This window comes from Anabaena sp. UHCC 0187, from assembly GCF_009712035.1.
Classification (GTDB): domain Bacteria; phylum Cyanobacteriota; class Cyanobacteriia; order Cyanobacteriales; family Nostocaceae; genus Dolichospermum.
Window position 1 is genome coordinate 293,872 of record NZ_VILB01000011.1, and the last position, 26,509, is coordinate 320,380.

The 26,509-nt window shown below is 38.3% G+C and carries 29 protein-coding genes and 1 tRNA gene; 10 read left to right on the forward strand and 20 right to left on the reverse strand.

Translation table 11 applies throughout. From position 1 onward, the window contains the following. Position 1 precedes the first annotated feature (1 nt). The 5 genes from FJR11_RS10410 to FJR11_RS10430 form a co-directional block, all read right to left on the reverse strand. Positions 2–1,324: a D-alanyl-D-alanine carboxypeptidase gene (locus FJR11_RS10410; protein ID WP_168503612.1), complete on the reverse strand. Its 1,323-nt coding sequence runs from the start codon at positions 1,322–1,324 to the stop codon at positions 2–4. A 300-nt stretch (positions 1,325–1,624) separates the two neighbouring features. Continuing rightward, positions 1,625–2,695 carry an LOG family protein gene (locus FJR11_RS10415; RefSeq protein WP_168504181.1) on the reverse strand — a complete coding sequence of 357 codons (1,071 nt, stop codon included), beginning with the start codon at positions 2,693–2,695 and terminating at the stop codon, positions 1,625–1,627. 656 nt (positions 2,696–3,351) lie between these two features. Continuing rightward, on the reverse strand, positions 3,352–3,675 hold the full coding sequence (gene trxA / locus FJR11_RS10420) for a thioredoxin (RefSeq protein WP_168503613.1): 324 nt from the start codon (positions 3,673–3,675) through the stop codon (positions 3,352–3,354). Between the two features lie 341 nt (positions 3,676–4,016). Further along, entirely contained in the window at positions 4,017–5,180 is a 1,164-nt protein-coding gene (locus FJR11_RS10425; protein ID WP_168503614.1) for a GuaB3 family IMP dehydrogenase-related protein, read from the reverse strand. A gap of 140 nt (positions 5,181–5,320) precedes the next feature. Next, a complete protein-coding gene (locus FJR11_RS10430) occupies positions 5,321–5,851 on the reverse strand; it encodes a YdcF family protein (RefSeq protein ID WP_168504182.1) in 531 nt (176 codons plus the stop codon). Between the two features lie 366 nt (positions 5,852–6,217). Between FJR11_RS10430 and FJR11_RS10435 the strand changes: the two genes are divergently transcribed. Together FJR11_RS10435 and FJR11_RS10440 are read left to right on the forward strand one after the other, a co-directional pair. After that, positions 6,218–6,430: a hypothetical protein gene (locus tag FJR11_RS10435; protein ID WP_168503615.1), complete on the forward strand. Its 213-nt coding sequence runs from the start codon at positions 6,218–6,220 to the stop codon at positions 6,428–6,430. An 89-nt stretch (positions 6,431–6,519) separates the two neighbouring features. Further along, complete coding sequence (locus FJR11_RS10440) at positions 6,520–7,605, forward strand: AI-2E family transporter (RefSeq protein ID WP_168503616.1); 1,086 nt, start codon at positions 6,520–6,522, stop codon at positions 7,603–7,605. A 60-nt stretch (positions 7,606–7,665) separates the two neighbouring features. Here the strand turns inward: FJR11_RS10440 and FJR11_RS10445 are convergent, their stop codons facing one another. The 4 genes from FJR11_RS10445 to FJR11_RS10460 form a co-directional block, all read right to left on the reverse strand. Further along, positions 7,666–8,784, reverse strand: a complete 1,119-nt coding sequence (locus FJR11_RS10445) for a geranylgeranyl reductase family protein (protein ID WP_168503617.1) — start codon at positions 8,782–8,784, stop codon at positions 7,666–7,668. A 175-nt stretch (positions 8,785–8,959) separates the two neighbouring features. Beyond that, positions 8,960–9,508, reverse strand: coding sequence for a ribosome recycling factor (frr, locus tag FJR11_RS10450; protein ID WP_168503618.1), 549 nt, complete (start codon positions 9,506–9,508; stop codon positions 8,960–8,962). Beyond that, complete coding sequence (pyrH, locus tag FJR11_RS10455) at positions 9,495–10,223, reverse strand: UMP kinase (RefSeq protein WP_168503619.1); 729 nt, start codon at positions 10,221–10,223, stop codon at positions 9,495–9,497. The genes frr and pyrH overlap by 14 nt, the downstream gene beginning before the upstream one ends. 74 nt (positions 10,224–10,297) lie before the next feature. Continuing rightward, positions 10,298–10,855, reverse strand: a complete 558-nt coding sequence (locus FJR11_RS10460; RefSeq protein WP_168503620.1) for a thioredoxin family protein — start codon at positions 10,853–10,855, stop codon at positions 10,298–10,300. Between the two features lie 320 nt (positions 10,856–11,175). On the opposite strand from FJR11_RS10460, the gene FJR11_RS10465 reads away from it, so the two are divergent. Beyond that, the gene (locus FJR11_RS10465) at positions 11,176–12,078 is read left to right on the forward strand and encodes an alpha/beta fold hydrolase (protein WP_254444734.1); all 903 of its coding nucleotides are present in this window, start codon (positions 11,176–11,178) and stop codon (positions 12,076–12,078) included. Positions 12,079–12,106: 28 nt separating this feature from the next. On the opposite strand, the gene FJR11_RS10470 is transcribed toward FJR11_RS10465, so the two are convergent. From FJR11_RS10470 to FJR11_RS10510, 8 genes are all read right to left on the reverse strand, one after another. Continuing rightward, positions 12,107–12,292, reverse strand: coding sequence for a hypothetical protein (locus FJR11_RS10470; protein WP_168503621.1), 186 nt, complete (start codon positions 12,290–12,292; stop codon positions 12,107–12,109). A gap of 298 nt (positions 12,293–12,590) precedes the next feature. After that, positions 12,591–12,794 carry a hypothetical protein gene (locus tag FJR11_RS10475; RefSeq protein ID WP_168503622.1) on the reverse strand — a complete coding sequence of 68 codons (204 nt, stop codon included), beginning with the start codon at positions 12,792–12,794 and terminating at the stop codon, positions 12,591–12,593. 918 nt (positions 12,795–13,712) lie between these two features. Beyond that, the gene (locus tag FJR11_RS10485) at positions 13,713–13,868 is read right to left on the reverse strand and encodes a hypothetical protein (RefSeq protein WP_168503624.1); all 156 of its coding nucleotides are present in this window, start codon (positions 13,866–13,868) and stop codon (positions 13,713–13,715) included. Positions 13,869–14,176: 308 nt separating this feature from the next. Beyond that, positions 14,177–14,482 (reverse strand): hypothetical protein, encoded by a 306-nt coding sequence (locus tag FJR11_RS10490; protein WP_168503625.1) that lies wholly within the window; start codon positions 14,480–14,482, stop codon positions 14,177–14,179. A 68-nt stretch (positions 14,483–14,550) separates the two neighbouring features. Continuing rightward, entirely contained in the window at positions 14,551–16,719 is a 2,169-nt protein-coding gene (locus FJR11_RS10495) for a peptidase domain-containing ABC transporter (protein ID WP_168503626.1), read from the reverse strand. Positions 16,720–16,912: 193 nt separating this feature from the next. Continuing rightward, positions 16,913–18,427, reverse strand: a complete 1,515-nt coding sequence (locus FJR11_RS10500; RefSeq protein WP_168503627.1) for an HlyD family efflux transporter periplasmic adaptor subunit — start codon at positions 18,425–18,427, stop codon at positions 16,913–16,915. Positions 18,428–18,925: 498 nt separating this feature from the next. Continuing rightward, positions 18,926–19,291 (reverse strand): CTB family bacteriocin, encoded by a 366-nt coding sequence (locus tag FJR11_RS10505; protein WP_371417502.1) that lies wholly within the window; start codon positions 19,289–19,291, stop codon positions 18,926–18,928. 342 nt (positions 19,292–19,633) lie between these two features. Continuing rightward, positions 19,634–20,341 (reverse strand): diacylglycerol/polyprenol kinase family protein, encoded by a 708-nt coding sequence (locus FJR11_RS10510; RefSeq protein ID WP_168503628.1) that lies wholly within the window; start codon positions 20,339–20,341, stop codon positions 19,634–19,636. A gap of 52 nt (positions 20,342–20,393) precedes the next feature. Here FJR11_RS10510 and yidD point away from each other — a divergent pair, with 52 nt between their 5' ends. The 3 genes from yidD to FJR11_RS10525 all read left to right on the forward strand — a co-directional run bounded on the left by yidD (position 20,394) and on the right by FJR11_RS10525 (position 22,071). After that, positions 20,394–20,639 (forward strand): membrane protein insertion efficiency factor YidD, encoded by a 246-nt coding sequence (gene yidD / locus FJR11_RS10515; RefSeq protein WP_168504185.1) that lies wholly within the window; start codon positions 20,394–20,396, stop codon positions 20,637–20,639. A gap of 206 nt (positions 20,640–20,845) precedes the next feature. Next, positions 20,846–21,328: a TIGR02281 family clan AA aspartic protease gene (locus tag FJR11_RS10520; protein WP_371417503.1), complete on the forward strand. Its 483-nt coding sequence runs from the start codon at positions 20,846–20,848 to the stop codon at positions 21,326–21,328. Between the two features lie 26 nt (positions 21,329–21,354). Beyond that, positions 21,355–22,071 (forward strand): M15 family metallopeptidase, encoded by a 717-nt coding sequence (locus FJR11_RS10525; protein ID WP_168503630.1) that lies wholly within the window; start codon positions 21,355–21,357, stop codon positions 22,069–22,071. Here FJR11_RS10525 and FJR11_RS10530 read toward each other — a convergent pair. After that, positions 22,032–22,613: a Uma2 family endonuclease gene (locus FJR11_RS10530; protein WP_168503631.1), complete on the reverse strand. Its 582-nt coding sequence runs from the start codon at positions 22,611–22,613 to the stop codon at positions 22,032–22,034. The two genes, FJR11_RS10525 and FJR11_RS10530, sit on opposite strands and share 40 nt — an antisense overlap. A gap of 85 nt (positions 22,614–22,698) precedes the next feature. Here FJR11_RS10530 and FJR11_RS10535 point away from each other — a divergent pair. After that, positions 22,699–22,783 (forward strand) — tRNA-Ser (locus tag FJR11_RS10535). A gap of 16 nt (positions 22,784–22,799) precedes the next feature. On the opposite strand, the gene FJR11_RS10540 is transcribed toward FJR11_RS10535, so the two are convergent. After that, positions 22,800–24,347, reverse strand: coding sequence for a serine/threonine-protein kinase (locus tag FJR11_RS10540; RefSeq protein ID WP_168503632.1), 1,548 nt, complete (start codon positions 24,345–24,347; stop codon positions 22,800–22,802). Positions 24,348–24,875: 528 nt separating this feature from the next. On the opposite strand from FJR11_RS10540, the gene FJR11_RS10545 reads away from it, so the two are divergent. From FJR11_RS10545 to FJR11_RS10555, 3 genes are all read left to right on the forward strand, one after another. Next, entirely contained in the window at positions 24,876–25,121 is a 246-nt protein-coding gene (locus FJR11_RS10545) for a hypothetical protein (protein ID WP_217358224.1), read from the forward strand. Positions 25,122–25,307: 186 nt separating this feature from the next. Beyond that, entirely contained in the window at positions 25,308–25,625 is a 318-nt protein-coding gene (locus FJR11_RS10550; RefSeq protein WP_168503634.1) for a hypothetical protein, read from the forward strand. Then, complete coding sequence (locus FJR11_RS10555; protein WP_168503635.1) at positions 25,622–25,984, forward strand: aspartyl protease; 363 nt, start codon at positions 25,622–25,624, stop codon at positions 25,982–25,984. Before FJR11_RS10550 ends, FJR11_RS10555 begins: the two co-directional genes overlap by 4 nt. Before the next feature lie 52 nt (positions 25,985–26,036). Here FJR11_RS10555 and FJR11_RS10560 read toward each other — a convergent pair whose 3' ends face one another. Next, positions 26,037–26,366, reverse strand: coding sequence for a XisI protein (locus tag FJR11_RS10560; protein WP_071189669.1), 330 nt, complete (start codon positions 26,364–26,366; stop codon positions 26,037–26,039). Between the last annotated feature and the right edge of the window lie 143 nt (positions 26,367–26,509).

Below are 26,509 nucleotides of genomic sequence, written 5' to 3' on the forward strand. Positions count from 1 at the left end.
CTTAAGATGGCTTATACAAAACTTCATTGCGATTAGCCGCACCAAGATTTGGTAAGGAATTATCTAAATGAGGAATAAGGGTAGCAGGAATGTCAGTAGATACTTCTAATTCTTTTTCTAAATGTTGGAGAAGTTTATCTTGTTGATCCCGAAAAGCCGATATATTTCCACCACGATTGATGATTGTAAACCAAACCAAACCGCGATCGCGTGTGGGAACAACTCCAGCTAAAGCACTAACGTCATTGAGAGTACCGGTTTTCATCACGGTTGCTTTTGGCATATGTCGAGAATGTATTGTTCCTCGGTTGTCTAGTCCAGAGGTAGGAAATAAATCAGCTAAAGTCAACTGATAGGAACTAGCTTCCCGTTGCAATGCCATGAACATAGCACAAACTGCTCTGGGAGAAATCCGATTTTCCTTACCTAAACCAGAACCATTAATCAGGAGAATTTCTGACTTTGAGACTCTAGCAAGTTGCGCTGCTGATGTGCTAACTACATCTGCTCCTCCCACAGACTCGGCTAACATTTCTGCAATATCATTATTACTAAAAACATTCATTTCCTTAATGAGTTTTTGTAAAGGTAAGGAAAGATGACGTACTAGTAAAGTTTGTCCTACTTTCGGTTGGGCTTCTACTTTGATATTACCAGTAATAATCACTTGGGGTTTAGGTGTTCCCTTGGGCATCACTGAGTATTGGAAAATCACAGAACGAGACCAAGTTTTATGATTCAATGCTTGTTTGAGTAATTGACCGGCAAGCAGGGGATGACGTTGGAAATTCATGGCAAAAGCCCCAGTAATCACCAAATTTCCCTTTACTTGTTTAATACCCATTTTATTCAGAGTATTTCCCAGAGCGATCGCTTCCTCCCCCACAAACATGGGATCACCGCTACCAGTAATTACTAAATCACCCTGTACTACCCCATTTACCAACGGTCCGGTGCTACTAACTAAAGTCTCAAACTGGTGATTTGGTCCCCAAGCTTTAAAAGCCACTAATGAAGTAGCAACTTTAGTTAAGGAAGCAGCGGGTAAAGGTACAGTACCTTGATGATTAGCCATCAGCATTGGTCCCGACTGTAACCAAATACCTTGAGAGGACATGAGATTTTGGTCAATTAATTTTGACGTGATTAAACCCTTGAGATATTCTTGGACTGTAATAGCTCCGGCTGGGCTGGGATCAGGGACAAGAATAAAGCTAGGGCTACCTTGCCAAGCCAATACACTCAAGGCTTCTAAAGGTTGAATCTGCGCCTTAGCCATTTCTAGCCATAGAGAAAACAAACCTGATCCTAATAATTCCAGCATAGTTAAATTCCTCTATTGGTTAATTGGTAAGAGTTTTCTTTAATTTTATAAACTTAAGTCATGGGGTGAGGCTATTTTGGATTTTCAGTGCCTCTTTTCCTAGCAACTTCTACTAATATACGCGCCTGATTATATTTATCAGTATTGAGTTATAATAACTAGTATTTTACACATTTATTAAGTAGAGATAATTACATTACTTGCAGATGGATTAGGGATGATTTATTAGTAATACCCCTGCCTAGAAAACCTTGAGGTAGGGGTATTACAGCGATTTGATTATCAATGGATTAGGATAGTTTACTTCCTTTCAGGATGTGCTGCTTCCTCTGGAGTAGGAATACCCACTTGATTAATTACCCTAATCATTTGATACAACCGTCCTAAATCTCGTTGATTGAAATATAAAACTAAGCGGGGTAAATCAGATGTTTCATCTTGCCCTTCTTGCGGTAATGATGGGCTTTTGGCAATTTTACCAGTCACCAGAATATCACTAAAGTCAGTATTAAGTGATTCCACTTGAGCATCTGATAAATCTTCTCTTAACCGGATAACTAACTGATCACCAACATAACGACTAGAATGATAAACTTGGTAAAAACTAGTAATAGCATTACAAGCAACTTCTAGATTATCTGTAATCGTATATAAACTAGGATCATCCGGACTAACAAGCCCCGTTTTTACCAATTGCTCATCAATATATTGACTCCAAGAACGCCAATAATCACCTCCTGGTTGATCAATTAATACTAAAGGAACTGGACCAAATTTACCTGTTTGGCTTAATGTCATACATTCAAAAGCCTCATCTTGAGTGCCAAAACCACCAGGAAATAAAGCCACAGCATCACTTTCTTTCAGGAGAAATAATTTGCGAGTGAAGAAATATTTGAAGTTAATTAGTTTAGCATCACCTTCAATAATCGGGTTAGCTTGTTGCTCAAAAGGTAACTGAATATTTAAACCAAAAGAATTGTCTCTGCCAGCACCTTCCTGACCAGCTTGCATAATACCACCACCACCACCTGTCATAATCATAAATCCTAGTTCAGAAACAGCGCGGCTAAATGCAACTGCCATTTGGTAGGCTGGGGTATCTGGTGCTAGACGTGCAGAACCAAAAATAGTAATTTTCCGAACATGACGGTAATCATAAAACAACTGGAAACCACGTTCCATATCTGCTAAAGCCGCAGATAATATTTTCCAATCAAGACGTTCAATTTCACTATCAGCAAGATGCAAAATTGTCGTAAGTGACTGCTGAATAAATTGCTGATGTTTTAGTGTCGGTAAACGATCTATTAATTCAGCAAGATCGGCTTTGAGAGAATCTAATGTGCAAGAAGACGCTTCAGAGGTCATGGGTACTGCCGAAATAATTGGCATTATATTTTAACCCAAGTTGCTAATTATTTAGTGGAGGTTAGTAATATGTAATAGGTATTTGATGACATTTTTACCTGTTTTTCTTTCTTCCCTGCCACCTAACTAGCAACTTCAGTTATTTTACACGATATTCAGTATATTGTTTGTAATTATTGCAATACAGGCTTCTCGGTAAATAAGCTTGATTTGACTATTGACACTCTCCGCTCTAAAGAGACGGAGATTCTTAAAACATCGCTGTTTTAATATCCTGATTTCTCAGGTTCCCAGGCTCAACACGTTTGCCCTTTGGGCGTGCTGATCTCTCCTCAAGGTTTTTCGAGCGTAGACTTTCCCCCAGTCCAGGGGTAGGTTTTTAAATCTTGTACTGATTAAGGTATTCTAGCATTTTTAGTGCAGTATAAATGCTGCACTAAACTTTCATCCATTGCCTGAAGTCCGAAAAATGCAACTGCGTTGCTGTTTCTCAAGGGTTTTCAGTATTTTTCTTATAATCAGAAGGGAACTGTTTGAAAGTGGTACTGACCCCAGGCTTTTTTGTGATTAAAAAAAAGAGCGGGGACGCACCATTTTCGTCCAGTAATTTATCTTGTCATTGAATAACTCAAGAGAAGTTTGTGGTCTGGTGAGCTTCAAAGATACTTTTCCAAAGTATTAGCTAAAGTGGTTTTAGGTACAGCACCCACAACCATATCTACCTTTTCTCCAGCCTTGAAAATCATTAAGGTGGGAATACTGCGAATACCATACTGACTAGCAATCTGAGGATTGTCATCAGTATTGACTTTCACAACCTTGAGTTGTCCTTCGTACTGAGCCGCAATTTCTTCAACAACAGGGGCGACCATTCGGCATGGACCACACCAAGGGGCCCAAAAATCAACTAATACGGGAACTTCACTTTCGAGGACATCTTGCTTAAAACTTGTATCTGTAACGTTTGTCGCTGCTGACATACCTAAAAACCTTGTCTATGATATTTCTTGGGCTTGGTGAAAATTCTACCATAGCAAAAACATCCTCTTAGGGGTAAAGAATATACATTTGCAAAGAAACTAGAAAACTTATGCCCATAATAAGGAACCGCCCGAACATTAGTCCGGGCGGAATGTGGTGTGAGGAGTGAACGGAAACATTCGTCTCCGCCACCTCTATTGTAGGCTAGATATGTAATTTTTCCAGTGATCTTTCAAGCTACTAGAAAAGTTGTCAATTGTCAGTTGTTCGTTGTCAGTTGTCCCCAATCCCCAATCCCCAGTCCCCAGTCCCCAATCCCCAATCCCCAATCCCCAGTCACTTATTTACCCATACCTAACTGTTGGGCTTTTTGGTAAACTTTGCCTTCGGTTAGCAGGGAAGGAGCAATGACAACTTCAACTTGCTGCATTTCCTTAATGTTTTTAGCGCCTAAAGTTCCCATACTGGTCTTTAAAGCTCCTAAAAGATTATGAGTACCGTCATCTAAGCCCGCCGGACCTGTGAGTATTTGTTCTAGAGTTCCCGTCGTACCAACGCGAATCCGAGTCCCACGAGGTAATAGTGGGCTGGGAGTTGCCATCCCCCAGTGATAACCACGCCCAGGAGCTTCAGCGGCTCTGGCAAATGGAGAACCAATCATCACAGCGTCAGCACCACAGGCGATACATTTACAGATGTCTCCACCAGTGATTAAACCGCCGTCAGCAATGATAGGGATATATTTCCCCGTTTCCCGGTAATAATCGTCTCTAGCGGCTGTACAATCGGCGACGGCTGTAGCTTGAGGTACGCCCACACCCAGGACTCCGCGAGAGGTACAAGCAGCACCAGGTCCAATACCCACTAATACTGCTGCTGCACCAGCTTTCATCAACTCCAAGGTGACTTCATAAGTTACGCAATTTCCCAATGCCACAGGAATGGGCATAGAACGGCAAAATTCCGCTAAATCGAGGGGAGTAATGGATTCTGGAGAGAGGTGATCAGTAGAAACCACCGTAGCTTGGATAAAAAATAAATCTGCTCCGGCTTTAGCTACTATTTCACCATATTTGCTTGCACCTGCTGGAGTTGCGCTAACTGCGGCAATACCACCTTGTTGTTTAATTTCCTGAATACGTTTTTCAATTAATTCCGGTTTTATGGGTTCGGCATATAGTTCTTGCATCAGACTCACAAATTCATCTTTGCCGACAGAGGCAATCCGATCTAAAATCGGTTCTGGATCGGCATAGCGAGTTTGGATACCCTCTAAATTAATTACGCCCAATGCCCCCAACTGAGACAAGCTAACAGCCATTTTTACATCCACAACCCCATCCATTGCACTGGCAATAATGGGGATTTCTCGCTCAATATTGCCAATTTTCCACTTAGTATCAGCTAAACTCGGATCGAGTGTTCTGTTACCAGGGACTAGAGCAATTTCATCAATTCCATAGGCTCGACGAGCCATTTTTCCCCGCCCAAGTTGAATTTCCACGCTTTAACTTTTCTCAAAACTGTTTAAGCTAGGGTATCAAATTGTGGTGATATTGGGAATTGGGGAAATTCAAAATTTAAAATACAAAATTCAAAATTTTAGGAATTTTGTCCTCATATTCCCGTTTACATATCCAAAATCTATTGTTTATTTTTGACATGATTAGCACCTGTATAACCTGTAGCCACCCAAATCACTGCCCTAGCACCATCCCGAATGGATTTTTGCATGGGTTCTGGTGAATTGTCTGAAGGAACTGATACGGGTTTAAAATTTATGCCCCGACTACCTAAAATAATTTCACCAACGATGGAAGCACGACGCATATGAAAGTCAGATGTAATTAAATAAACACTTTTGATGCCACGAGATCGTAATTCATCTACTAAGGTAGTAAAATTAGTAACTGTGTCTACAGCTTCATAATCTAAATTTAAACGCTGGGGATCAATTCCTGCACTAGTAAATATTTTTTTTGTATACTGAGGTGGACTGCCTCCAGAAATCCAAATGGGTATATTTGGATATTGATGAGCTAATTTGGCTGTAAACTTTTCCCTTTCTAACAAGCGACTAGAACCGCCCAACACTAATATTGCTTGTGGTTGGACAAACTGGTTTTGTACTGCTTTACACCCCCACCAGATGAATAAGGGTAGGAGACAAGCCATAACCCGCAGAGATTTACCTGTCAACAGTAGCTTATTCAATGCTCTATAGGTATGTCTATTCGGACGGGAATTTTCTTTAAAAATCAGCACAATGACGGAGGATGATGATGGTTAATATCAGTTTTTGCAAAGTCTGCCTAAAAAGAAGTTGGTAACTTTACAATCATTGTAATTGCTGCCATATCCTAAACTATATTAGGAAATTAATCAAAGGTGTCTCACCACTCATTTACAGAATAATTTTGAGATGTACATACAAGACCTAACACGCCCAAAAATTTGAGCTAGTGTAATTTATTGCTAAATAATTTGGTAAAGTCTAAATTAGTAGATGCCCTCTAAAATTATGTGTATTGCCGTACTATCATGGAAAATCAACATGGCTACACCACCCAGGCTATCGGATTTTTGTTGAAGCTATTATTTTTTTCGGCTTTGCTATCAGTATTCATTAAGTATGCTAGTCCATTTTTTTGGATTCCGGCAACGGTGACAAATGTGCTAATTATGGTTTTATCACCAACCTTGATTATGGCAACTGTTCTACTATGGCGAGTACCAAGGCAAAAACGAAATTAACACAAAAAATATAGGCAGTGTTCCTAAAATCGGCTAACCTAAGTGCATTATCAAAAATATTGCATCTTACCAAGCTGGGAGTCTTGCTTGTGAACCTTGGTCAATGGATAGGTTTAATTGCCTTAGTTATATCTTTATATATATTATGGCAGCTTCGTGACGTTTTACTACTAATATTTGCTGCTGTTGTATTAGCGACGACTTTAAATCGTCTAGCACGTCGCTTCCAAAGTTTAGGAATAAAACGGGGATTAGCAGTTTTATTAGCTGTGGGGATTTTCTTTGGGGGTGTTGTCTGTTTTTTCTGGTTGATTGTACCACCGTTTGTCCAGCAATTTCATGAACTAACTTATAGAGTTCCCCAAGGATTTGGGCGTTTTAATAGTTGGATTGATCTGCAAAGAACTAATATTCCTCCGCAATTGTTGCCCTACATACCGGATCTAAATAGTTTAATTGAACAAGCACAACCGCTATTTAATCGCCTATTAGGTAACTCTTTTGCTTTTGTTTCTGGATCGTTAGAGGTTGTTCTCAAAATTTTATTAGTCCTGGTTTTAACAGGAATGTTTTTAGTTAATCCTGATGCTTATCAAAAAGTATTTGTTCGCATATTTCCCTCCTTTTATCGGCGGCGGGTAGTGGGGATTTTAGATCAATGCGAAGTTTCCTTGGAGGGGTGGGTGACAGGTGCTTCGATTGGTGTTTTGGTAGTCGGACTGATGAGTTTGGTAGGCTTATCAATTTTAAGTGTAAAAGCAGCACTAGCTTTGGGCGTATTAGCAGGATTTATGAATTTAATCCCTAATTTGGGTCCAACTATGAGTGTAGTACCAGCAATGGCGATCGCTCTTTTGGATAATCCCTGGAAAGCCCTGGCTGTGTTTATTCTCTACTTTTTTATTCAACAGGCTGAGAGTAATTTCATCACACCTGTAGTTATGGCCCATCAAGTATCTTTACTACCAGCAGTCACCCTAATTTCTCAATTATTTTTTGTGACATTTTTTGGATTTTTAGGCTTATTTTTGGCACTTCCCCTCACCGTTGTTGCGAAAATTTGGGTACAAGAAGTGTTGATTAAAGATGTGTTAGATCAATGGGATAATCATGATAAAAATAATCCTGAGTTAGTGATAGTTGAGGAATATCGAGATGTCAATAATGAAGTTTAGGAGTTGAGGAAAGGAATTTTCTTCTTTCTCCTTTCTCCTGACTCGGTGACTTCTGCTATATCAACCAAAAGCGGGAATTAGCCGTTTTAAGGCCCGACCAGCGACATCACCATAACGCAATTCACCACAGAGGATTTTACCCATAATTTGAGTGCTAGAGGGACGTTTCACACCAACTTTGTAGCCAATACCAGGGAAGCGGTAAAATGCTCCTGCTAGTTTTTGCGCCCAAGCCATCTCAGTTCCCCATTGTTCGTTAATGGCATCGCTGTATTTTTCTAAGGCATTAATATCACCAGTTAAAGCATCGTTAATAAACCCTGCGGCGAGAACACCGCTAAAAATCGAGGGACGAATACCTTCGGCCGTAAAGGGGTCAACTAGACAAGCGGCTTCTCCAGCTAAAACTGCGTTTTGAGTGTGCAGTTTTTGGTTGCCGTCCCAAATACACAGGGGATAACCGTATTGTTTACTATTTTTAATATCTAAATTAAAAGATTTAGCATATTCATCTAAAATTTTCTTAAAGTCTTGGGGTTCGCCACCAATAAAAGTGCCGACTCCGATAGAATAACAATCATCTTTGGGGAAGTTCCAAATATAGCCGTTTTTGACTAGACCAAATTCAAAGTGAATTGTGGTTTTTTTTTCGATAATTGCGGGAATTTCTGCTTCTAATGCTCCGGCTAATCGGCGTTTGCGTTCTTTAAAACCTAGCCATTTAGCCATAGAACCTTTTGCACCGTCCGCAGCGATGAGGTAGCGACCTGTGACTGATCCATTAGCTGTATTTACTTGCCAATAATCACTTTTAAATTCGATCCCTGTAACTTCGGTTTTGTCTCGTAGTTCAGCCCCTTGATTTTGAGCTTGCTGGATCAGGAAATGATCAAAAATATCCCGTCGCACCATCCAAACTGGTTCTTTGGTGTCAATTTTTGCTTCTACGGGATCGCCTAATTTCCAAGTAAAGCGCAAAGAGTCAGCTTTGACGGAAATGGCAGGGCTAAAGTCAAAGTCGAACCATTGAGCTATAGCTGGTGACACGCCACCGCCACAAGGCTTATATCTGGGCAAGGATTCTTTTTCTAAGACTAAGACTGAGCGCCCTTTTTTGGCTAGATGATATGCTGCTGTTCCACCTGCTGGGCCAGCACCGACAATGATGCAGTCGTACATAATGACTAATTTTTGGCTTTTTATATTAACTTAGCTGATTTTTTAGTATATACAAGGGGTGATAATTTTTATAACTTTTTAGTGAATACAGGCGCAGGGAAGAGGGAAAGCGGGGAGACAGAGAGAAATAATTATCCTCTTGCCTCTTGCCTTTTACCTCTTGCCTTTTACTAACTTAGACAGTAGTAATGTCTTTTTCTTTTTCTGCTAACAAGTGGTCAATTTTTTCTGTGTGCTTGTTAGTCATTTTTTGAAGTTTGTCTTGTTGATCCCGTGATTCATCTTCGGAGATTTCAGCACTTTTTTCCTGTTTGCGAATGGCATCAATAGCTTCTCGACGGATATTGCGAATTGCTACACGACCTTCTTCTGCATACTTGGCCGCAAGTTTGACAAATTCCTTACGGCGATCGCTGGTTAATGGGGGAATGTTCAACCGAATCACAGTCCCGTCGTTATTGGTAGTTAAACCTACGTCGGATAGAGAGATGGCTTTTTCAATGATGTTCAAGCTGCTCTTATCGTAGGGCTGAATCAGGATGGTTGAAGAATCTGGGGTGCTAATGTTTGTTAGTGATTTTAAGGATGTTGGTGTACCGTAATACTCCACTTGTACCTTATCTAACAAACTCGCATTGGCGCGACCAGTGCGAATTGTATTAAAAGCCCGTTGAGTGGCCTCAACGGTTTTTTGCATTGTCTCTTGAGCTTCAGCTAATTTCACAAGAACCTCCCACAAGGGTGCCAATAGATTCTCCCATGACTGCCCGGTGGATATTACCTCGCACCGTTAGGTCAAATACTAGAATGGGGAGATTATTTTCTTTACATAGGGCAATTGCGGTACTATCCATGACTCGCAAATCTTTAGCCAAAACGTGGGCGTAAGTAAGAGTAGTAAAACGCTTGGCATCAGGATAAAGTTTGGGGTCAGCATCGTAAATGCCGTCTACTTTGGTAGCTTTAAAAATCACTTCGGCTTCAATTTCTGCGGCTCTTAAGGCCGCAGTGGTATCTGTGGTAAAGAAGGGATTGCCTGAACCAGCCCCAAAAATCACCACCCGCCCTTTTTCTAGATGACGGATGGCACGACGGCGAATATAAGGTTCTGCTAGTTCTTGCATAGCAATGGCAGTTTGAACTCTTGTCTGTACTCCCATCCGTTCCAGGGAATCTTGCAAAGTCATGGCGTTCATGACTGTGGCAATCATGCCGATATAGTCGCCGGTTGCCCGATCCATACCCGCTGATGCTGCTTTAACGCCTCGAAAAATATTACCGCCGCCAACAACGATGGCCATCTGCACACCAGTGGCGATCACCTCTCTTATTTCCTTGGCTATTCCCTCGACCACTTCTGGATCAATGCCATAACCTAGGTTGCCCATTAAGGCTTCACCGCTCAGTTTAAGTAAAACCCGTCGGTAATTCGTTCCCATGAAGTTCCGCTTTATCAAAAAAGTTGCAATTGCCTCCAATTTAAGATAGCAGTACAGTGACTATCTATGTCTAGTTAGATTGTCCGCCATCTGAATACAGTACCAACTTGCTCGGTTTCTGCTGGCTGTATTTCCTGCTGTTGAAATAAACAAGTGATTGCATTTCTTAAATAATCTACTCCCTGGGCTGATGCTGCTTGGGGGTGATTATCTATTTGCCCTTTATAGCGCACAATCCCATGATGATCTATTAAAAAAGCTGTGGGTGTAGTAATTACACCAAAACTGCGGGTGACATCTTGGGTTGAGTCCCAGATGTAGGGGAAATTTAGCTGATGACGCTCGGCAAAAGCTTTCATCTGCTCAAAATTGTCTCCAGTATCATTTTCGCCACTACTACCATTTAAACCAATGAGTGTAAACCCACTATCAGCAAATTCCGCTTGGATATTTTTGAGTCTATTTATGTATATTTCTACAGAGGCACATTCGTTACATAAAGAAATAACACAAACTGAGCGAAATTTTTTCAGATATTGACTTAAATGGTGTACTTGTTGATCAATGCCGGGCAGTTCAAAATCTGGGGCATAACTCCCAATCGGAGTATCAGTTATTTCTAGTATATTCATTGTATGACAACTGCTATAAACACACCATATTATGGAGATGCTGTATAAAACGTCTCTAAAGCGGTTTGAATTTTCCCTGTAGGTTTTAGCTACATGAAAATTACTGTATTCTTCTTAGTATAGCCATGATAATAACTTTATTCAATTTAGGTTCTGAGAAAATTTACAGAACTTTGACAAAAGTTGGTAATTTTTAGTTAAAACTTTAGTATTAAATTTACAAAAATTTGATATGTATTTATACTTCTACTCACTTAATTTTCCTAAAATACTCGAAATCATGAGTATTTTTGGGAAAATATGAGAATAGGCAATTTTCAATGATCAATACTACATTTCCCATGACAACTTCTACAAAAATTTGGCAATGGCTTGGCTTTTCTATTTGTTACCAAACCCAAGGGACTACAGGACCTGCTGTAATTCTCATCCATGGATTTGGCGCATCATGGTTGCACTGGCGCAAAAATATTCCAGCTTTAGCAGTCAATTGCCGAGTTTATGCTATTGATTTAATTGGCTTTGGGGGTTCAGATAAACCCAAACCAGGGGAACAAATTACCTACACACTAGAAACCTGGGGACAACAAGTAGCTGATTTCTGTCGGGAAGTGGTGGGTGAACCTGCATTTCTAGTGGGAAATTCCATTGGTTGTATTGTCGCTATGCAAGCAGCAGCAACTAACCCAGATGTGGCTTTAGGAACTGCATTATTGAACTGTTCTTTGCGGTTATTACATGATCGCAAACGTGTTACTTTACCTTGGATGAAGCGGTTTGGTGCGCCAATTTTGCAAAACTTGTTAGCAATTCAATCTGTGGGGGACTTCTTTTTTAATCGTCTGGCTCAACCAAAAACAGTTAAAAATATTCTTTTACAAGCCTATGCTAACCCAGAAACGGTGACAGATGAATTAGTTGATATTCTGATGACACCAGCCAAAGATCCTGGGGCTGCTGCTGTATTTTTAGCTTTTACTGCTTACTCTAGTGGTCCTTTACCGGAAGACTTATTACCTAGATTATCTTGTCCAGTGATTATTTTATGGGGAACGGCTGACCCTTGGGAACCTATTAATTTAGGGAGAGAGTTAGCCAATTTTCCCCAAGTTCAAAAGTTTATTCCTTTAGAAGGTGTGGGACACTGTCCTCAAGATGAAGCTCCTGAGTTGGTAAATCCGATTTTACTGAATTGGATTGGTGAGTTACTAAGCAGAAGGTAGTAGGGCAGATGAACTTCATCTTTGATAGTTATCTACCATACCAACTACCATATTTCTTTTTCTTCCGATTTCTGCCAGATTTTTTAGGTTTATAACCTCCACCATAGCCATCATCTCTATCATCTTTATCACCTCGGTATCCGCCAGTTAGAAGTTGCTGTTCTTCTATGGATAATTCCACAAGTAAATTAGATAGGATATTTTGATTTGACATAAATAATTGTTGACCTCAATTGTTTGATTAGGTGTCATATACCTATGCTTACTTTATAAAAGGTTTTTCGATCAATGTAATGATTCTATGGTCGTAAATTAATAATTATAATTTCTATCTTTTGAATTAGATATTTAAGTTGTGAAAATTGAAAGTTAAACATGGTTTAAATATTTTATTTCTAATCAAATACTTCTAGTGATAATTGTTAGATAAAGACTTTCACTGCTGACATTCCCAGCCAATGGCTGGGAATGAATCTAATAAGTTTAAACTAGGACAGAACTAGGTTAGCTTACTACCAGCGACGGCGGGGTCTCCAACCTCCACCACCTCCGTGCCAGGGACCAGAACCACCCCAGTTACCGCCACCACCGCACCGAGGACCACAGTGACCACCGCCTCTGTGCCAAGGACCACCCCAGTGACCACCAGATAGCAGTTGTTGTTCTTCTGTAGATAATTCCTCAAGCAAATCAGATTTGATGTTTTGATCAGACATAATTGTCAGCCTCCATTCGTTGATAGATATTATTTAACCCTCATCTTTTTATAAGCTTTATCTCGATAATTTTAATGATTCTATGGTTATAAAATAATCGTTGCGATTTCTATCTTTAGCATTATATAAATTCATGAATTTATTTATTTTTTACCACTAGGGGCTGACTACTACAAACATGAGTAACTTACAACTTTAAACTGTCATATTAAAAAAAGAGAGAGGAGAAAGTTATGGCACAAAATTTAGCAAGTTTCTGTTTTATTTCTCAACGGTAGATGTCAAGATTTACAGATTCAGAGACTAAGATAGTGCTGATGCTTGATCTCAAGCCATTTATGTGAAATTTTCTCCTCACCCTATAACTATAAATTTGAAAACGAAGACTATTAAGGATAGCCTAGTTTATAGACTTTAGCTACTAAGGAAGATTATTAACAACCTGGCTTAGAGTCACTATCAGAGGAACTATCATCACCGTCATAAGGTGTAGGTTCATCATATTTGGGATAGTCTCCGCAACATTTTTGTTTTTTCGGTTTACAGCAAGGGGAGGACTTATACAATCCTCCAGATAAGAGTTCTTGTTCTGCTGTAGATAGGTCCTCAAATAAATTAAATGTGGTATTTTGATTAGACATGATTATGAGCCTCCATTGGTTTACTGATTATTCACTTCTAATCCTTTTATAAGCTTTATTTTCAGAGATTCAATGATTCTCTAGTTATAAATTAATAAATATAATTTCTATCTTCTAATTTATATTTAAAGCTATAATAATATCCAATTGATCAAGCATTTTAGAAACATTGAATCTTTTTATGTGACAAAAACCCACTCAAAAAACAATCAATTTTTTGAGTGGGCTATCTGTTTATTAAACGCTACTTAATAATTGCAAAGTTCTCAGATGACCTTTAAGAATCTTCATCACGCTCGCTATCACGCTCACCTTTTGGACAATACCAGTAGCATTTCTTGTAACATCGTTTATTCTTTCCTCCAGATAAAAGTTCCTGTTCTTCTGTGGATAATTCGACAAGCAAATTAGATTTAGTGATTTGAGTGGACATGATTGTTAGCCTCAATTTATAAATAGGTGAATAACACCTGTGCCTCTTTTATAAATATTTTTTATTATAAATAAATGACTCAATAGTTATAAATTTGTAAGACTTTAAATTGTTCTTAGGATATATCTATATTTAGGCATATCTCTTTCTTTTAACTCATGTTGATTTTATTTGTCTCATTCATAATAACTCAAGGATGTGTGCGTAATTTTTAAAGAGAGTTATTTATTAATTCAGGCAAGAGAAAATGTAGAGCAGAAAATAAAGCTGTCTCTACAAGAAAGTTTTTGAATTTAAATATAGCGATTTCATGAAATCAAATTATTTAGAAGATTGGGCAAAAAATCACTCAATTTATCACCACTAGAACTAATTGTTAAGAATCCAAATGTAAAAGAAAGTGCCATAGTAATTTGAGAAAATTTGTACTTGGTGGTTTGTGTGTTAGAATCACCTGAAGCTAAAGTTAAATCATTTTTTCCTTCAGTTTCTAAATCGGTTTTTTGGAAGAATAATTTACCTTCATTGAATAAACCTAACATTGGAATATTTTGCCCACCAACTACAGATTCTTGTTCGGCATCAGAAAGATATCTAAATAATTTATTTGGCATATTATTACTCCTTGCATAAGTAACTAGATTGGGTTAATTGATTAGCAAAAAACTTTAACAATGTTGATTTATGCAGCTAAAAACTGTAAATGCTCTCCCGGTTTTGATAAAAAAGTATCAGGAGTTCCTTGAATTTGTACTTGACCTTTTTCTATGAGAACAATCCAATTAGCTCGGTGAATGACGCTAGGACGATGGGTAATTAAAATTGTGGTTTTACCTCTACGATATTCCAACAGACGATCTAGAACATGAGCTTCACTCATCGGATCTAGTCCAGCAGTAGCTTCATCTAAAATCAGTATAGGTGGATTTGTGAGAATTCCGCGAGCGATCGCTAATCTTTGTCTTTGTCCACCGGAAAGATTTGCCCCAAATTCCCCTAATACGGTTTGATATTTATTGGGTAATTGACTGATAAAACCATCTGCATCAGCAATATCACAAGCTTGAACAATTTCTTCAAAAGAAATAGAAGGTGTTCCTAAACGGAAGTTTTCTAAAATTGAACGACTCCAAAAATGAGGTTCTTGGGGAACATAAACTACTTGTTGTCGGTAACAATCTAAGGCAATATCTTGGATATTAAAAAACCCGATGCGGATATTACCAGAATCTGGTACATATAGACCAGCCAATAATTTTGCTAAAGTGCTTTTACCACAACCTGATTTACCAATTAATGCAATAACTTGTCCCCCAGGAAGCTGAAGAGAAAAATCATCTAATAAGTCAATTCTGCCTGGATGATGAAATTGGAGATGGGAACAACTAATATCTGCTACACTAGAAATTTGGGCAATGGGCTTTTGACTTCCTCCTACTACTTCTGGTGTAGCATCAATAACTTCTAATAATCGAGAAACTGCGGTTTGAGAACGAAAATATTCATCAACAAAACCAACCAATGAGTTAATTAAAGCTAAAACATTCACTTGTAAAGCATTAAAAGCTAACATTTGTCCAATGCTTAAATTGCCTTTAATTACTAACATACTTCCAAATCCTAGCAAGACAACACCACCAATTGTAGAGATGATTTTAGCAATAGTTCCGTTGATAATTGCAATTTGAACTGTGCTAAAAGCAAGATTGGCAAGACGACCAAAGCGACTTTGAAATTCATCCCAAAATTGAGGAGCAGCATTGGTAGTTTTAATTACTTGTGCGCCTTTAAATGTTTCTACTAAAACACCTTGATTTTCTGCACCTAAAACCAAGAGACTCCGGGTTTTTTGTTGCAGAATTGGCAAAAAAGGTAAGGTAGATAAAGTTATTAACCCAGCAACTACTAAGACTGCTATTGTTAATTGCCAGCTATAAAATAACATTAAGCAAAAAGAAATCACAGCGATGAAAAACTGGCTCGGTAAAACAATCACAATCTGTGATACTAATTGGTTGATTTCACCAATATCTCGGAGTCGGCTAGTGATTTCACCACTGCGACGAGATTCATAATAATTTAAGGGTAATTGCAGAAGTTTGCGTCCAAATTCTAGGACTAAACCTAATTGTAATCTTTGCCCAAAATGAGAAATCATTAAGGCTTGAAATACTTGCAAACCTCCACTAAATAAACTCATGACGACAACTGCGGAAACTACAACAGTCAGTAATTGTACATCTCCTCGAACGAGAACATCATCTGTTAATAATTGAATTAAAACAGGACTTCCCAGAGCTAATAAACCCAGGACAATATTGATCATTAAAACCTGAGTTAGCAACCCACGATAGGGTACAATACGGCGAAAAAAGCGCGTTATCCCACCTTTTGATTGTTCTTGGGGTTGCTCAGAAAAGCGATCCGGATCTGGCTCTAATAAGAGCATTACCCCATTCCAAGCGGTGGTTAATTCTTCTTTAGTCAAATAACGAATACCCACAGCCGGATCGGCAATTACATATTTTTTGCCTTTTTTACCATATAAAACAACCCAATGATAACCTTGCCAATGGATAATGGCAGGTAATGTAATTTCTGTAATTCTGTCTATAATTTCTGGGGAAGCCTTAACTGCTCTAGCATTAAAACCGAGATTTTCTGAGCCTCGTTTTAAACCTAATAATGTTGTTCCTAATTGTCCAGTACCAACAGCTTCTCGGCTTTTAATCATGCTTAAAAAGCGTCCATAATACTTGCTAATAGAAACTAGACAAGCTGCTCCACAGTCTTCTTCACTTAACTGTAAAGTACATTGGTAATTTTGATGAGGTTTGAAAATATTGAGCATAATTAGTAAGATGAGTTGAGTAGGTTGGGTTGACGTGAGGAGATCCAACTTTATTAAAGATTTTGTTGAGTTGTGCTGTTGCTTAACCCAACAGAGAGTATTAGTAACAGGAGTTTATTTGACGGAAGTAAACACAACTTTATTAAAGATTTTGTTGGGTTGCGCTGTCGCTTAACCCAACCTACGTTTTTATTTATAAATTAGTGATTAATTTGCCTTTTCTGAGGATGAATTGGAGTACAGTTTCCCGACGGGAGATAATATCAGCCCGTCCTTCCATACCAGATTTGAGATAACATGAGTGGTTGCTTTTTCCTAAAAATAGACTTTGTGGTTCAATATTAATTTCGTAAGTAGCTATTTGGGGTGTACTAATAATGGAATTATTTTGTGTAGTTACAAGAACATCTGCTCCAACTGTTTTCACAGTTCCTTTGAGAGTTCCATAGTCTGGATAGGGACAAGCTGAAACCTGCATTTGCACTGGTTGACCAGTTTTTACTTTGTCAATATCCTTAGCAGAAACATGAGCTTTGATGATTAAAGGAGCATCCGCAGGAGCAATTTGAGCAAGAGCTTCACTGATTTGTACAACCTGTCCAGCGTTGCGGAGTTTGAGTTGCATGAGGGTGCCGGTGGCTGGTGAGCGAATTACACTTTTATTCAACTCATTTTCTAGCTGTTGTAGTTCTTGACGAGTGCGAATTTGCTGTTTTTGCAGTTCTAGACGTTGCTGAATTAATATTTCGCGTTCTTTTTTTAAAGCCGCTAAATTGCCTTCACCTTTAGCTTTTTCTTGTTGAATTCGTTCCAATGCTACTGTAACAATTGCCGGACTGGGATTAACGGCAATTTTTGCTTTTTGTAAGTTTATTTTGGCTAATTTTACAGCTTGTTCTTTTTCTTCTTGGAGATTTTTAGAACTGGATTTGGCTTGTTCTAATTTAGCTTGAGCCGATTTTACAGCTTGTTCTTTTTCCTCAACTAAATTGCGAGATATTGCTCCTGATGTAACTACACTTCGCAAGCGATCATGCTGTAAAATAGCTAGTTTTAAAGCTGCTTCTGCTTCTTCTACAGTGGCTACTAACACCCTTTCTCTTTGTAATCTTGCTAGTTGCTCATTTGCTAAATTTATAGCTATTTTAGCTTGAATCATTTCCGCACTAGCTTTAATTTGCTGATCTTTATAATTGCGTTCCGTTCCAGCTAATTCAGCTTGTGCAGCTAAAATAGTGCGGTCATTTAAGTTGGTTTGAGAAACTATTTGAGTATTAATTTGATTGATTTGAGCATCAATTTGAATAAGTTGCAATTGACTTTGCTGGATAGTATTTTGCAGTTGTCTTTTTTGAGATTGCAGTTGGGAGTCATCAATATAAGCAATTATTTCTCCCTTATCTACTACCTGATTTTCTTTAACTACAATTCTTTTTACAGTTCCTGTCATTGCAGATTCAACTAACCGTAATTCTCCCAATGGTCGGATAGTTGCAGGGACTTTGACTGTAATATTGTAATAGAGGACAGAGGTGAGACTTACAGCCACTACAAACATACTAATCATCACTCCCCCACCGATATGAATCCATTTGCCAATATGGGGGAGAAACTCATTAGCTTCTAGTAAATGCAAATCCTCTGTAGTCCCGTTATTGAAGTTATACCAAGAATTGTTATCTTGACTCTGACTCTGTAAGGAATTCACGCTATTACACCTTCTGTTAGGACTAAAATAGTCTGACCTCAGATAGAAATTACTAATATCATGCAACTCGAAAAGTAACTATCTTAGGTAATAAATTAGCGGAAATAAAAACAAGTAAATTTCTCTATTCACAGGGTGAAAAATTATTTGATCATGGGTTATAATCTAGTGAAGGGGGTAGAGATAGTTATGCCCTTGCATTGGGAGTTATCTTTCTCAAATCTTCGACGCGGCTCAAGCGTTAAAAAAATGGGGGAGGAGAATTAAACTTTCTCAAAGTCCTCACTTACGTTGAGCAAGTTCTTATCATCTCCTCTAACCCCCTTTATGATCTAAAAAAGGTATTGACTAGCAGTGCAGAGCGGTAAAAAGAACTAACCATTAAAAATTCCTAAAAAGCTGGCGCAATTTGCTTTTTTAATTTTTAATTCTTATTAATTCCGCCCTGCGGCGCTAGTTCAATTCAGCTTTGAGATTGGGAAACCTACTAGCCCATATTTACTGAAGTGCAACTCCAGTTAGTGCAACTTCGGGTTGAGCTAAGAGTCCACCACCTACTGGTGGTGTAATTCCAATTCCTCCGTTACCTGGTAGGACTGCTGGACCTAAAGCCCCTACACTAGCAGGAGGTTCTGCACCTAAGCCTAAGAAATCTTGTGCCGCAGTCAGGATGGTATTAGCCTTACCTGCGGAAGTAGCACTGCTACCTTGAGGACCGGAAACACTTGTTCCCATTAAGAGTGATCCTTTGTTAGCGTAATTACTACCAGCTAGTTCAAAGTCAGCCCCACCAGTTACTATCTCTTGTTGTTGATCAGATAAAGCAACAAGCAAATCGGATGCGTTGATTTGATTTAACATCATTATTAGCCTCACTTACGTAATTAGGTGTTTCACCACCTAACAACTCAACTATAAGCATTATTGCCTAAGAATTCATAAACCTACGGGTAGAAAGTAAAGTTTATAAATTTACCTCTAAAAGTAGAGACAAAATAGTTCTTTATCACTAGAATAGTCTTATTAGAAGATTAATATTCAGTTCCATAAAATCTGCAAAATATTTATTTTTTTTCTATAGAAAACTCTGATTATCTAGATTTATTTAGGTTTTTTACTAGGTTTTCCCCTCAATAAAAAATTCAATCTCTATATTCTTAGATATCTTTAATTTCCAAAAAATCATTTTGCTAGATCAAAAATTATTCAGTAAGCAGAGAGTAGCTGAGTTAATATATAGGCACAGGTAGCACTACCGATAGGAACTGTTAAGTTATCTATTCCCAAAAAAGAGAACGCTTCTAAAATCGTAGCAATAAAGGCGACAATTAACGAAACTATCCAAGTTTGCCAAATGTTACCTTGGGTAATCAGTAAAAGAATTACACAAATCAAATAACTAATAAAAGTAACTGTGAAAGAACCTTCCCAGCTTTTTTGAGCGCCGAAAGCTAGATATTTGTGTTTACCAAAGCGTTTGCCAATTAAAGCAGCTAGTCCATCTCCCCACGCCATAGTCATAATTCCTAAAACAGCATATTGGGGTTGGTGTAAATGCCAGAAAATACCTACTAAAACACCAATACTCACAGCATAGAAGAAAGTACCTAAACTGTGACGGCCGATGCTATTAATACCAGGAAGAATCGGGAATTTATAAGATAATAAAGTGATAATACTCGCAAAAACTGAAGCTGTAATTCCCACAAATGGGGGAATATCTAACCACCAAGCAATTAAAATAACATTACCTGTGCCAATATGCACGATTTTACGAATGATTTCCGGTTCGCTATTAGTAAAACGATTAACCGCCCAAGCAATGCAGATAATTAATCCTACCCAAGCCGCTGCGGGGGCAATTTGCAGCGACAATGGGGAAAGGGTTTCTAAGCTGAGGAATGTGTTAAACAATGATCGAAATAGAGGTATTTTTAACTTTAATCCTACTTTATTAGATTTGGGTATGAAAATATTATTGATTTGGCTGATTAAGGGTTATCGCTTCTTGATTTCTCCCCTGTTTCCCCCCACTTGTCGCTTTCAACCTACTTGTTCTCTGTATGCGATACAAGCAATTGAACGGTTTGGGGTATTTCGTGGTGGTTGGATGGGTATTATGCGGATTTTACGCTGTCATCCTTTCCATCCAGGAGGTTATGATCCTGTTCCGAATCAGGAAGAAAAATCTTGCTGTGAACATGAAGACTGAACACGGATTATAGAGATTACAGGATTACACGGTGAGAAGGTGAGGTACAGTTTTAAATTACCAGGACTGGAGGTGCAACGAGTATGCGTCCTGGATTGTATTTCATCCGATTAAGAACCGCTATAATAATTTATAGACATTTAGAATAACTAAAGAAAATGCAACCTTTTAAAAGTAGGTGGATTGCAGTTATATTTGGGTTAATCTTGGTCACAATCCCATCTTTAGCAAAAGCTAATGATCCTGGTCTTTGTTTTATGGTGACATCATCAGGTAAAATTATCAGTTTAGACCAACTGTGCAAAGTTACACTACCAACTGCAACTGTTTTTCGGATACCAATTAAACGTCGTGAGGCTAAAACTCCAATTATAGATGTGACATTTAATGGTAATCAAGTTTTCGAGATGGTTTTTGATACTAGTGTAAGTGGGATTTTGATTACTCAAGAAATGGCAAAAGTTCTCAAGCTTACGCCGGGAGAAAATATAAAATTCACCATTATTGATGGTAGTATAGTAGAGTTCCCCTCTGGCACAATTTCATCTATAGGAGTTGGTGGTTTGGTTATTAATAATCCCCAAGTTGCAGTTCCTCCTCAAGCTCAGATTGGTCTACTTAGTCAAGATTTTTTGAAGAACTATGATATCAAAATTTTAGATAAATACATACAATTTCATCGGCGTTGACAAAGAATTCAAAATTATCCATTAAAATGCGACCATACCATCAAATCCCCATTATTGAATGTGGTGAATCTTTGATTAAGATTCCTCTAGAATTGTTTGCTGTGGAATCTCCTCACCCTTATCAAAAGTTAGGTGCTAATTATGGAGAACACTCACCTTATTATCTACGCCAAAGTGTCATTGAAAATTTGATTCAGGCGCAAAATTATTTACAATTACTACATCCCCATTGGTATATTCAAATATTTGATGCTTATCGTCCTGTGACTGTGCAGCAGTTTATGGTAGACTACAGTTTTGGCGAAGCATTGCGGGAGAGGGGTTTAAAAGAAGAGGAATTGTTACCTCAGCAACGGGAAGAAGCATGGCAAGCAGTTTATGAAATTTGGGCTGTACCCAGTTTGGATATGCAAACCCCTCCTCCCCACAGTACAGGGGCTGCGGTGGATATTACTCTAGTAAATGATGCTGGAGAAATTGTCAATATGGGTTCACCTATTGATGAAATGTCCGAGCGATCGCACCCAGAATATTATGCTAGTAGTAATCAAGAGTATGATGCTAACCGCCAATTATTGCAGAATGTAATGTTAAAAGCTGGATTTCAACGCAATCCTAGAGAATGGTGGCATTTTTCCTTTGGTGATCAAATGTGGGCTTGGTTGTATAATCAATCTCATCCCGAAACTACAATGACAGCCCGTTATGGCAGGTTAACAGGTTCAAAACTGATATCTTCATAGACATCTGCAATAGCAAGCTGAAAATTCACACTGGCTAGATGTATATTTTCTCCTTGTCCATAACTATAAAACACCCATTGACCTTCTGCGTTACGGCGGAAAACTTCTACATTTATCCGGGTTTGACTGACTAATACATACTCCTGAAGTGATTCTAATTGCCGATAGTCAGCAAATTTATCACCTCTATCAAAAGCTTCTGTGGTAGGAGATAACACCTCCACAATCAAACAGGGATAACGCAAAAAGTTATTAAAGGCTTTATCTTTTTGGTTACAACTGACTATCACATCAGGATAGTAATAAGTATCTATTAATTCAATATGTGCTTTGGTATCAGCCATGTAAGCTTGACATCCACTTCCACGGAGATGATTTCTCAGTAGTGAAGCAATATTGAGAGTAATAACTACATGAGTATTACTTGCCCCTGCCATTGCATAAACTTCTCCCTGTCTGTATTCATGTTTGACGGGACTGGTTTCTTCTCCTTCGAGATATTCAGTGGGAGAAATATAGTCGTAACTGGGAGTTGCAATCATGAGTATGACCTAATGTAATTTGTATCTATGGTTGTGCTATAATCGAAAGCGCGGCTAGTGAAGCAAAAACTTCAGAGTTTGTTGTGGAGAGGTGTCCGAGTGGTTGATGGTGACGCACTCGAAATGCGTTTTGGGGCAACTCAACGGGGGTTCGAATCCCCCCCTCTCCGTTGATTTTACCAAATATTATTGCGGCTTTTCTTCCTTTTGCTGCTGACTTTCCGGCGCTTGATTTGGGTTTGTTTCTAGGGTTGGGACTACCACAGAAGAAGAATTTGCTGGTTGAGATTCCTTGGGGGGAATAACTACAGGATTGGATTCCGGTGCAGTATTCTCTGGGGGAGGAGAAGCTTGCTGAGATTCCTTCGCATTACGCAAGGTATCCATTAAGGATGGTGTAGAAGTCACAACCGGTGTTGATTTCTTGATTGTGGTGTCGGGAGTGGGGATAGATTGGGAGTTGTTTTTAGGTGCTTTTTCTTCAGAATTACGATTGCTAGTAGGAGTTGGTTCTGGGGAAATCCGCATATTTTTGCGTTTTCTCCTCACACTAGGTAGGGGTGCAGATTCACTCAAAGAAGAATTTTGCGTCTTTTGATTTTCAGATAATGGAGATATTTCAACCACAGGTTTCGGTGTGTTAGGTTCGTAGGTAGGTTGTTCAAAAAGTGGTTTAGGTGATGATTGTAAATCAGGTTTTGAGAATATTCGCGTCATACTAAAACCTGCTGTAGCCGCAACTAAGGCGATACTAATGCTAATAACTCCCTTAGATATACTGGCTTTTTTGCCTATGTTTGCGAATTTTGATGGTGTAGCCTGAGGATGAGAAGGAGCTTTTTTGAGTAAATCTGCTGATTTTAAATCTGATAAATTAATAGTCGGCGCTGCTTGAGTAGGTAAAAGTGGTGATGTAAAATTTACCCCATTTTCTGGTAGTAGTTGCAACCATGCTGCTACTGTGGTCGGACGAAAGTGAGGTTCTACAGCCATTCCCCGGATAACTGCTTGATTGACAGCCCCACTCAGATGGGGTTGTAGTTCACGGGGAGAGGGCATTTGTTCCCTGTCCCGTAATAATGCAGGGAGGGGAACTTGTGCTGTTAATAGTGCATATAAAGTTGCTGCTAAACCATAAACGTCTGTAGCTGCTGTGCGTTGGGCTTGAGTCAAATACTGCTCAATGGGTGCATATCCTTCACTGACTAAGCCTGTATGTGTCTGCTTTGCCCCGTTATTAAATTCTCTAGCAATGCCAAAATCAATTAGCACTACGTCCTGAGTTCCTTGACGCAAAATAATATTATCTGGTTTAATATCTCGGTGCAATAAGCCATTATTATGGACCACCTGCAATGCTGCGCCTATTTGGCGGATATAATGAATGGCTGTGGTTTCTGGTAGGGGTATTCCTGGTAATACAAATGCTGCACCTAAGGTCTCTCCAGGAATGTATTCCATCACCATGTAAGGAAGATTATCTTCCTCAAAAAAGTCGCTTACCCGCACAATATGAGGATGAACACAAGCGGCTAATCTTTTGGCCTCATCTTGAAATTGGCGTTGGAACTTGGGAAAATCGGGATGTTGTTGCAACCGTTCATGGATGGTTTTCATCACCACTTCTTGTCCTAAATAGTGGTGCATAGCTTTGAAGGTAACACCAAATCCGCCCCGCCCTATTTCCTGGAGGATGGTATATTTTCCATTCTGTAAAATTGTGCCTGCTAACATAGGGTTTTTTGAGTCTTAAATGAGCAGATAATTAACTGGGTTGTAGCAATATTACTTATTATGATAACGGTTTTTCATTCTGAACAAATATTCTGGAATATCACTTATAGAGCTAATTAGTCACCATGATAATTGATTAAGGAAAAATTGCCGCATTAGTCATAAGTATCCCGAATATAGGAATTGATAGAGAGGTATAAATTTCTCCAGTAGCATTAAAAACAATTGCACTTTTTTAACAAAAGATTAAGTGTAATCTCATATTTTATTATCTCGCTATTCGACATAGATCAGCTAAAAGCATGAACACAGATCACAAACTTTGTGTGATATTTATCACGTTAAATCAGTATTTATATCACGGTGAAATTTATAAAAATCGCTAAAGATTAATTATGTAAACTATTTAAAAATAAAAGCTAACTTCTTGGAAGTCTGAATATTTGTCAAAACAGATAAATTTTGAGCAAATTTCCTATACCAATAAGGTAAGCATCGTGATAAATCTTTTTATTTATGCAACTTGAGATGAATTTACAAACCATAACTCAGAATGAAAATTCTCACCAGGAGTTTTTAGGGGCTAAACTTTATTCTGTTACTTATCGTCAAAAATTTGGTAGTTGTTTCATATATAGAAATGAAATAATGATGGGTATTTCTATAAATGCAGTCCGTAAATTAGCTGAGTTATTACTTCAACCCGGTGAAACAATTAGTCATATTAAAGATGTTTATTCACTACTACCAGCAAGTTTGAATTTAACAACATAATCAGCTTTTTTAAATATGGCGATCGCTTATTTGCTAATAATTAAAGATAAGCCATCGCTTTTTTATTTCACGCTTCAGGTGCAGAGAACGTAAAGAAAGAGTTTTAATTTTATGTTTAAATAATGGTAAACATTGCAATCAAGAAAAATTCAAGTTAAAATAATAAATAGAGTTCAAGTTAATAATATGACTCATATAACATCAAAAAAAGTAGTAAGAAGAGGAAGAATTTTTCCCGAATTGATTATAGCACCAGAAGAATTAGCTAGACGAGAAGCAGAGGATGAAATATTTTATCAACGTTGTTGGGCAATTTTTGAGCGTGTCCGTCCTGAATATATGGAAAGTCACTATGGTTGGTATATTGCCATAGAACCAGATAGTGGAGAATATTTAGTTGATCAGGATAGAATGCAATCTCATAAAAGAATGTTGGAAAAATATCCTCAATCTAGACATTTCGTTTTTTGTTTAAATGAAACGGGAACAACTGGCACAATATGATAGATGGTTATTTTGGAGGTAATGGGCAATTATTTTTTGAGATTGAATTAGTTACTAATGATGGCTTAAATCTTCCTGTAGATGCCCTATTTGATACGGGCTTTGCAGGTTTTATGGCTATTAATACACAAGATTTAGATGGATTAGAATGGGTGTATAGTGGGGAGGAAATGCTACGGACAGCTAAAGGTGAATCAAAATTTCAGATTTATTTAGGTCAAGTGATATTAGACGGAAAGCAGTATCAAATTCCTGTGAATGTGGGTAAAGGAATTAATGAAGTTTTGCTTGGTTCTGAGTGGTTGAAGTTTTTGCGGTTGGTGGTGGATTTTCCAGAGGGTATTTTGACTTTGGGGTAATTTTTTTATCTCACGCAAAGACGCAAAGGCGCAAAGGAAGAGTGCAAAAAAATTAACCCTCTGCAAAACCAGTAAACTGCCTAATATGAGGCGCTCTAAAACCTAGCACAATATCTGTTTTCGGTACTCCTAACTCTACTAATTGATTAGGAATTCCTTCTTCTGTAAAATCGCGCTGAATCCAAATTTTTCCATCTTTAATATCTACATGAATCATTGTACCATAGGTTCTATTTTCACCTTCCCAACCTATATGAACTACTAGATAGCGATTTCTTTGAATATCAAATATTAACTCGATTTCTGTTCCTTCAGAGCAATGACCGTCTGTATGTGTTGCTAACACTTGTTGTACTAATTCAGGGTAATCTAATTTTTCCATAACATTGGGAACTGGTTTAATTTCTGCAATTGCTTTACCTGATTCGATGATAATTATGCTTTCTCCTGCTGCTACTTGGTGAAGATAGCTAGTGAAGTTTTTCTGGATTTCATCAATGGTTACGGTTAGCATGAGATGATTCT

Bases quoted from the DNA above. Each gene is read 5' to 3' on its own strand.
- FJR11_RS10410 (WP_168503612.1), bottom strand. From the start codon at position 1,324: ATGCTGGAATTATTAGGATCAGGTTTGTTTTCTCTATGGCTAGAAATG.
- FJR11_RS10415 (WP_168504181.1), bottom strand. From the start codon at position 2,695: ATGACCTCTGAAGCGTCTTCTTGCACATTAGATTCTCTCAAAGCCGAT.
- trxA (WP_168503613.1), bottom strand. From the start codon at position 3,675: ATGTCAGCAGCGACAAACGTTACAGATACAAGTTTTAAGCAAGATGTC.
- FJR11_RS10430 (WP_168504182.1), bottom strand. From the start codon at position 5,851: ATGGCTTGTCTCCTACCCTTATTCATCTGGTGGGGGTGTAAAGCAGTA.
- FJR11_RS10435 (WP_168503615.1), top strand. From the start codon at position 6,218: ATGGAAAATCAACATGGCTACACCACCCAGGCTATCGGATTTTTGTTG.
- FJR11_RS10445 (WP_168503617.1), bottom strand. From the start codon at position 8,784: ATGTACGACTGCATCATTGTCGGTGCTGGCCCAGCAGGTGGAACAGCA.
- pyrH (WP_168503619.1), bottom strand. From the start codon at position 10,223: ATGGGAACGAATTACCGACGGGTTTTACTTAAACTGAGCGGTGAAGCC.
- FJR11_RS10460 (WP_168503620.1), bottom strand. From the start codon at position 10,855: ATGAATATACTAGAAATAACTGATACTCCGATTGGGAGTTATGCCCCA.
- FJR11_RS10465 (WP_254444734.1), top strand. From the start codon at position 11,176: ATGATCAATACTACATTTCCCATGACAACTTCTACAAAAATTTGGCAA.
- FJR11_RS10470 (WP_168503621.1), bottom strand. From the start codon at position 12,292: ATGTCAAATCAAAATATCCTATCTAATTTACTTGTGGAATTATCCATA.
- FJR11_RS10475 (WP_168503622.1), bottom strand. From the start codon at position 12,794: ATGTCTGATCAAAACATCAAATCTGATTTGCTTGAGGAATTATCTACA.
- FJR11_RS10485 (WP_168503624.1), bottom strand. From the start codon at position 13,868: ATGTCCACTCAAATCACTAAATCTAATTTGCTTGTCGAATTATCCACA.
- FJR11_RS10490 (WP_168503625.1), bottom strand. From the start codon at position 14,482: ATGCCAAATAAATTATTTAGATATCTTTCTGATGCCGAACAAGAATCT.
- FJR11_RS10495 (WP_168503626.1), bottom strand. From the start codon at position 16,719: ATGCTCAATATTTTCAAACCTCATCAAAATTACCAATGTACTTTACAG.
- FJR11_RS10505 (WP_371417502.1), bottom strand. From the start codon at position 19,291: ATGATGTTAAATCAAATCAACGCATCCGATTTGCTTGTTGCTTTATCT.
- yidD (WP_168504185.1), top strand. From the start codon at position 20,394: ATGAAAATATTATTGATTTGGCTGATTAAGGGTTATCGCTTCTTGATT.
- FJR11_RS10525 (WP_168503630.1), top strand. From the start codon at position 21,355: ATGCGACCATACCATCAAATCCCCATTATTGAATGTGGTGAATCTTTG.
- FJR11_RS10530 (WP_168503631.1), bottom strand. From the start codon at position 22,613: ATGATTGCAACTCCCAGTTACGACTATATTTCTCCCACTGAATATCTC.
- FJR11_RS10540 (WP_168503632.1), bottom strand. From the start codon at position 24,347: ATGTTAGCAGGCACAATTTTACAGAATGGAAAATATACCATCCTCCAG.
- FJR11_RS10545 (WP_217358224.1), top strand. From the start codon at position 24,876: ATGAATTTACAAACCATAACTCAGAATGAAAATTCTCACCAGGAGTTT.
- FJR11_RS10550 (WP_168503634.1), top strand. From the start codon at position 25,308: ATGACTCATATAACATCAAAAAAAGTAGTAAGAAGAGGAAGAATTTTT.
- FJR11_RS10555 (WP_168503635.1), top strand. From the start codon at position 25,622: ATGATAGATGGTTATTTTGGAGGTAATGGGCAATTATTTTTTGAGATT.
- FJR11_RS10560 (WP_071189669.1), bottom strand. From the start codon at position 26,366: ATGGAAAAATTAGATTACCCTGAATTAGTACAACAAGTGTTAGCAACA.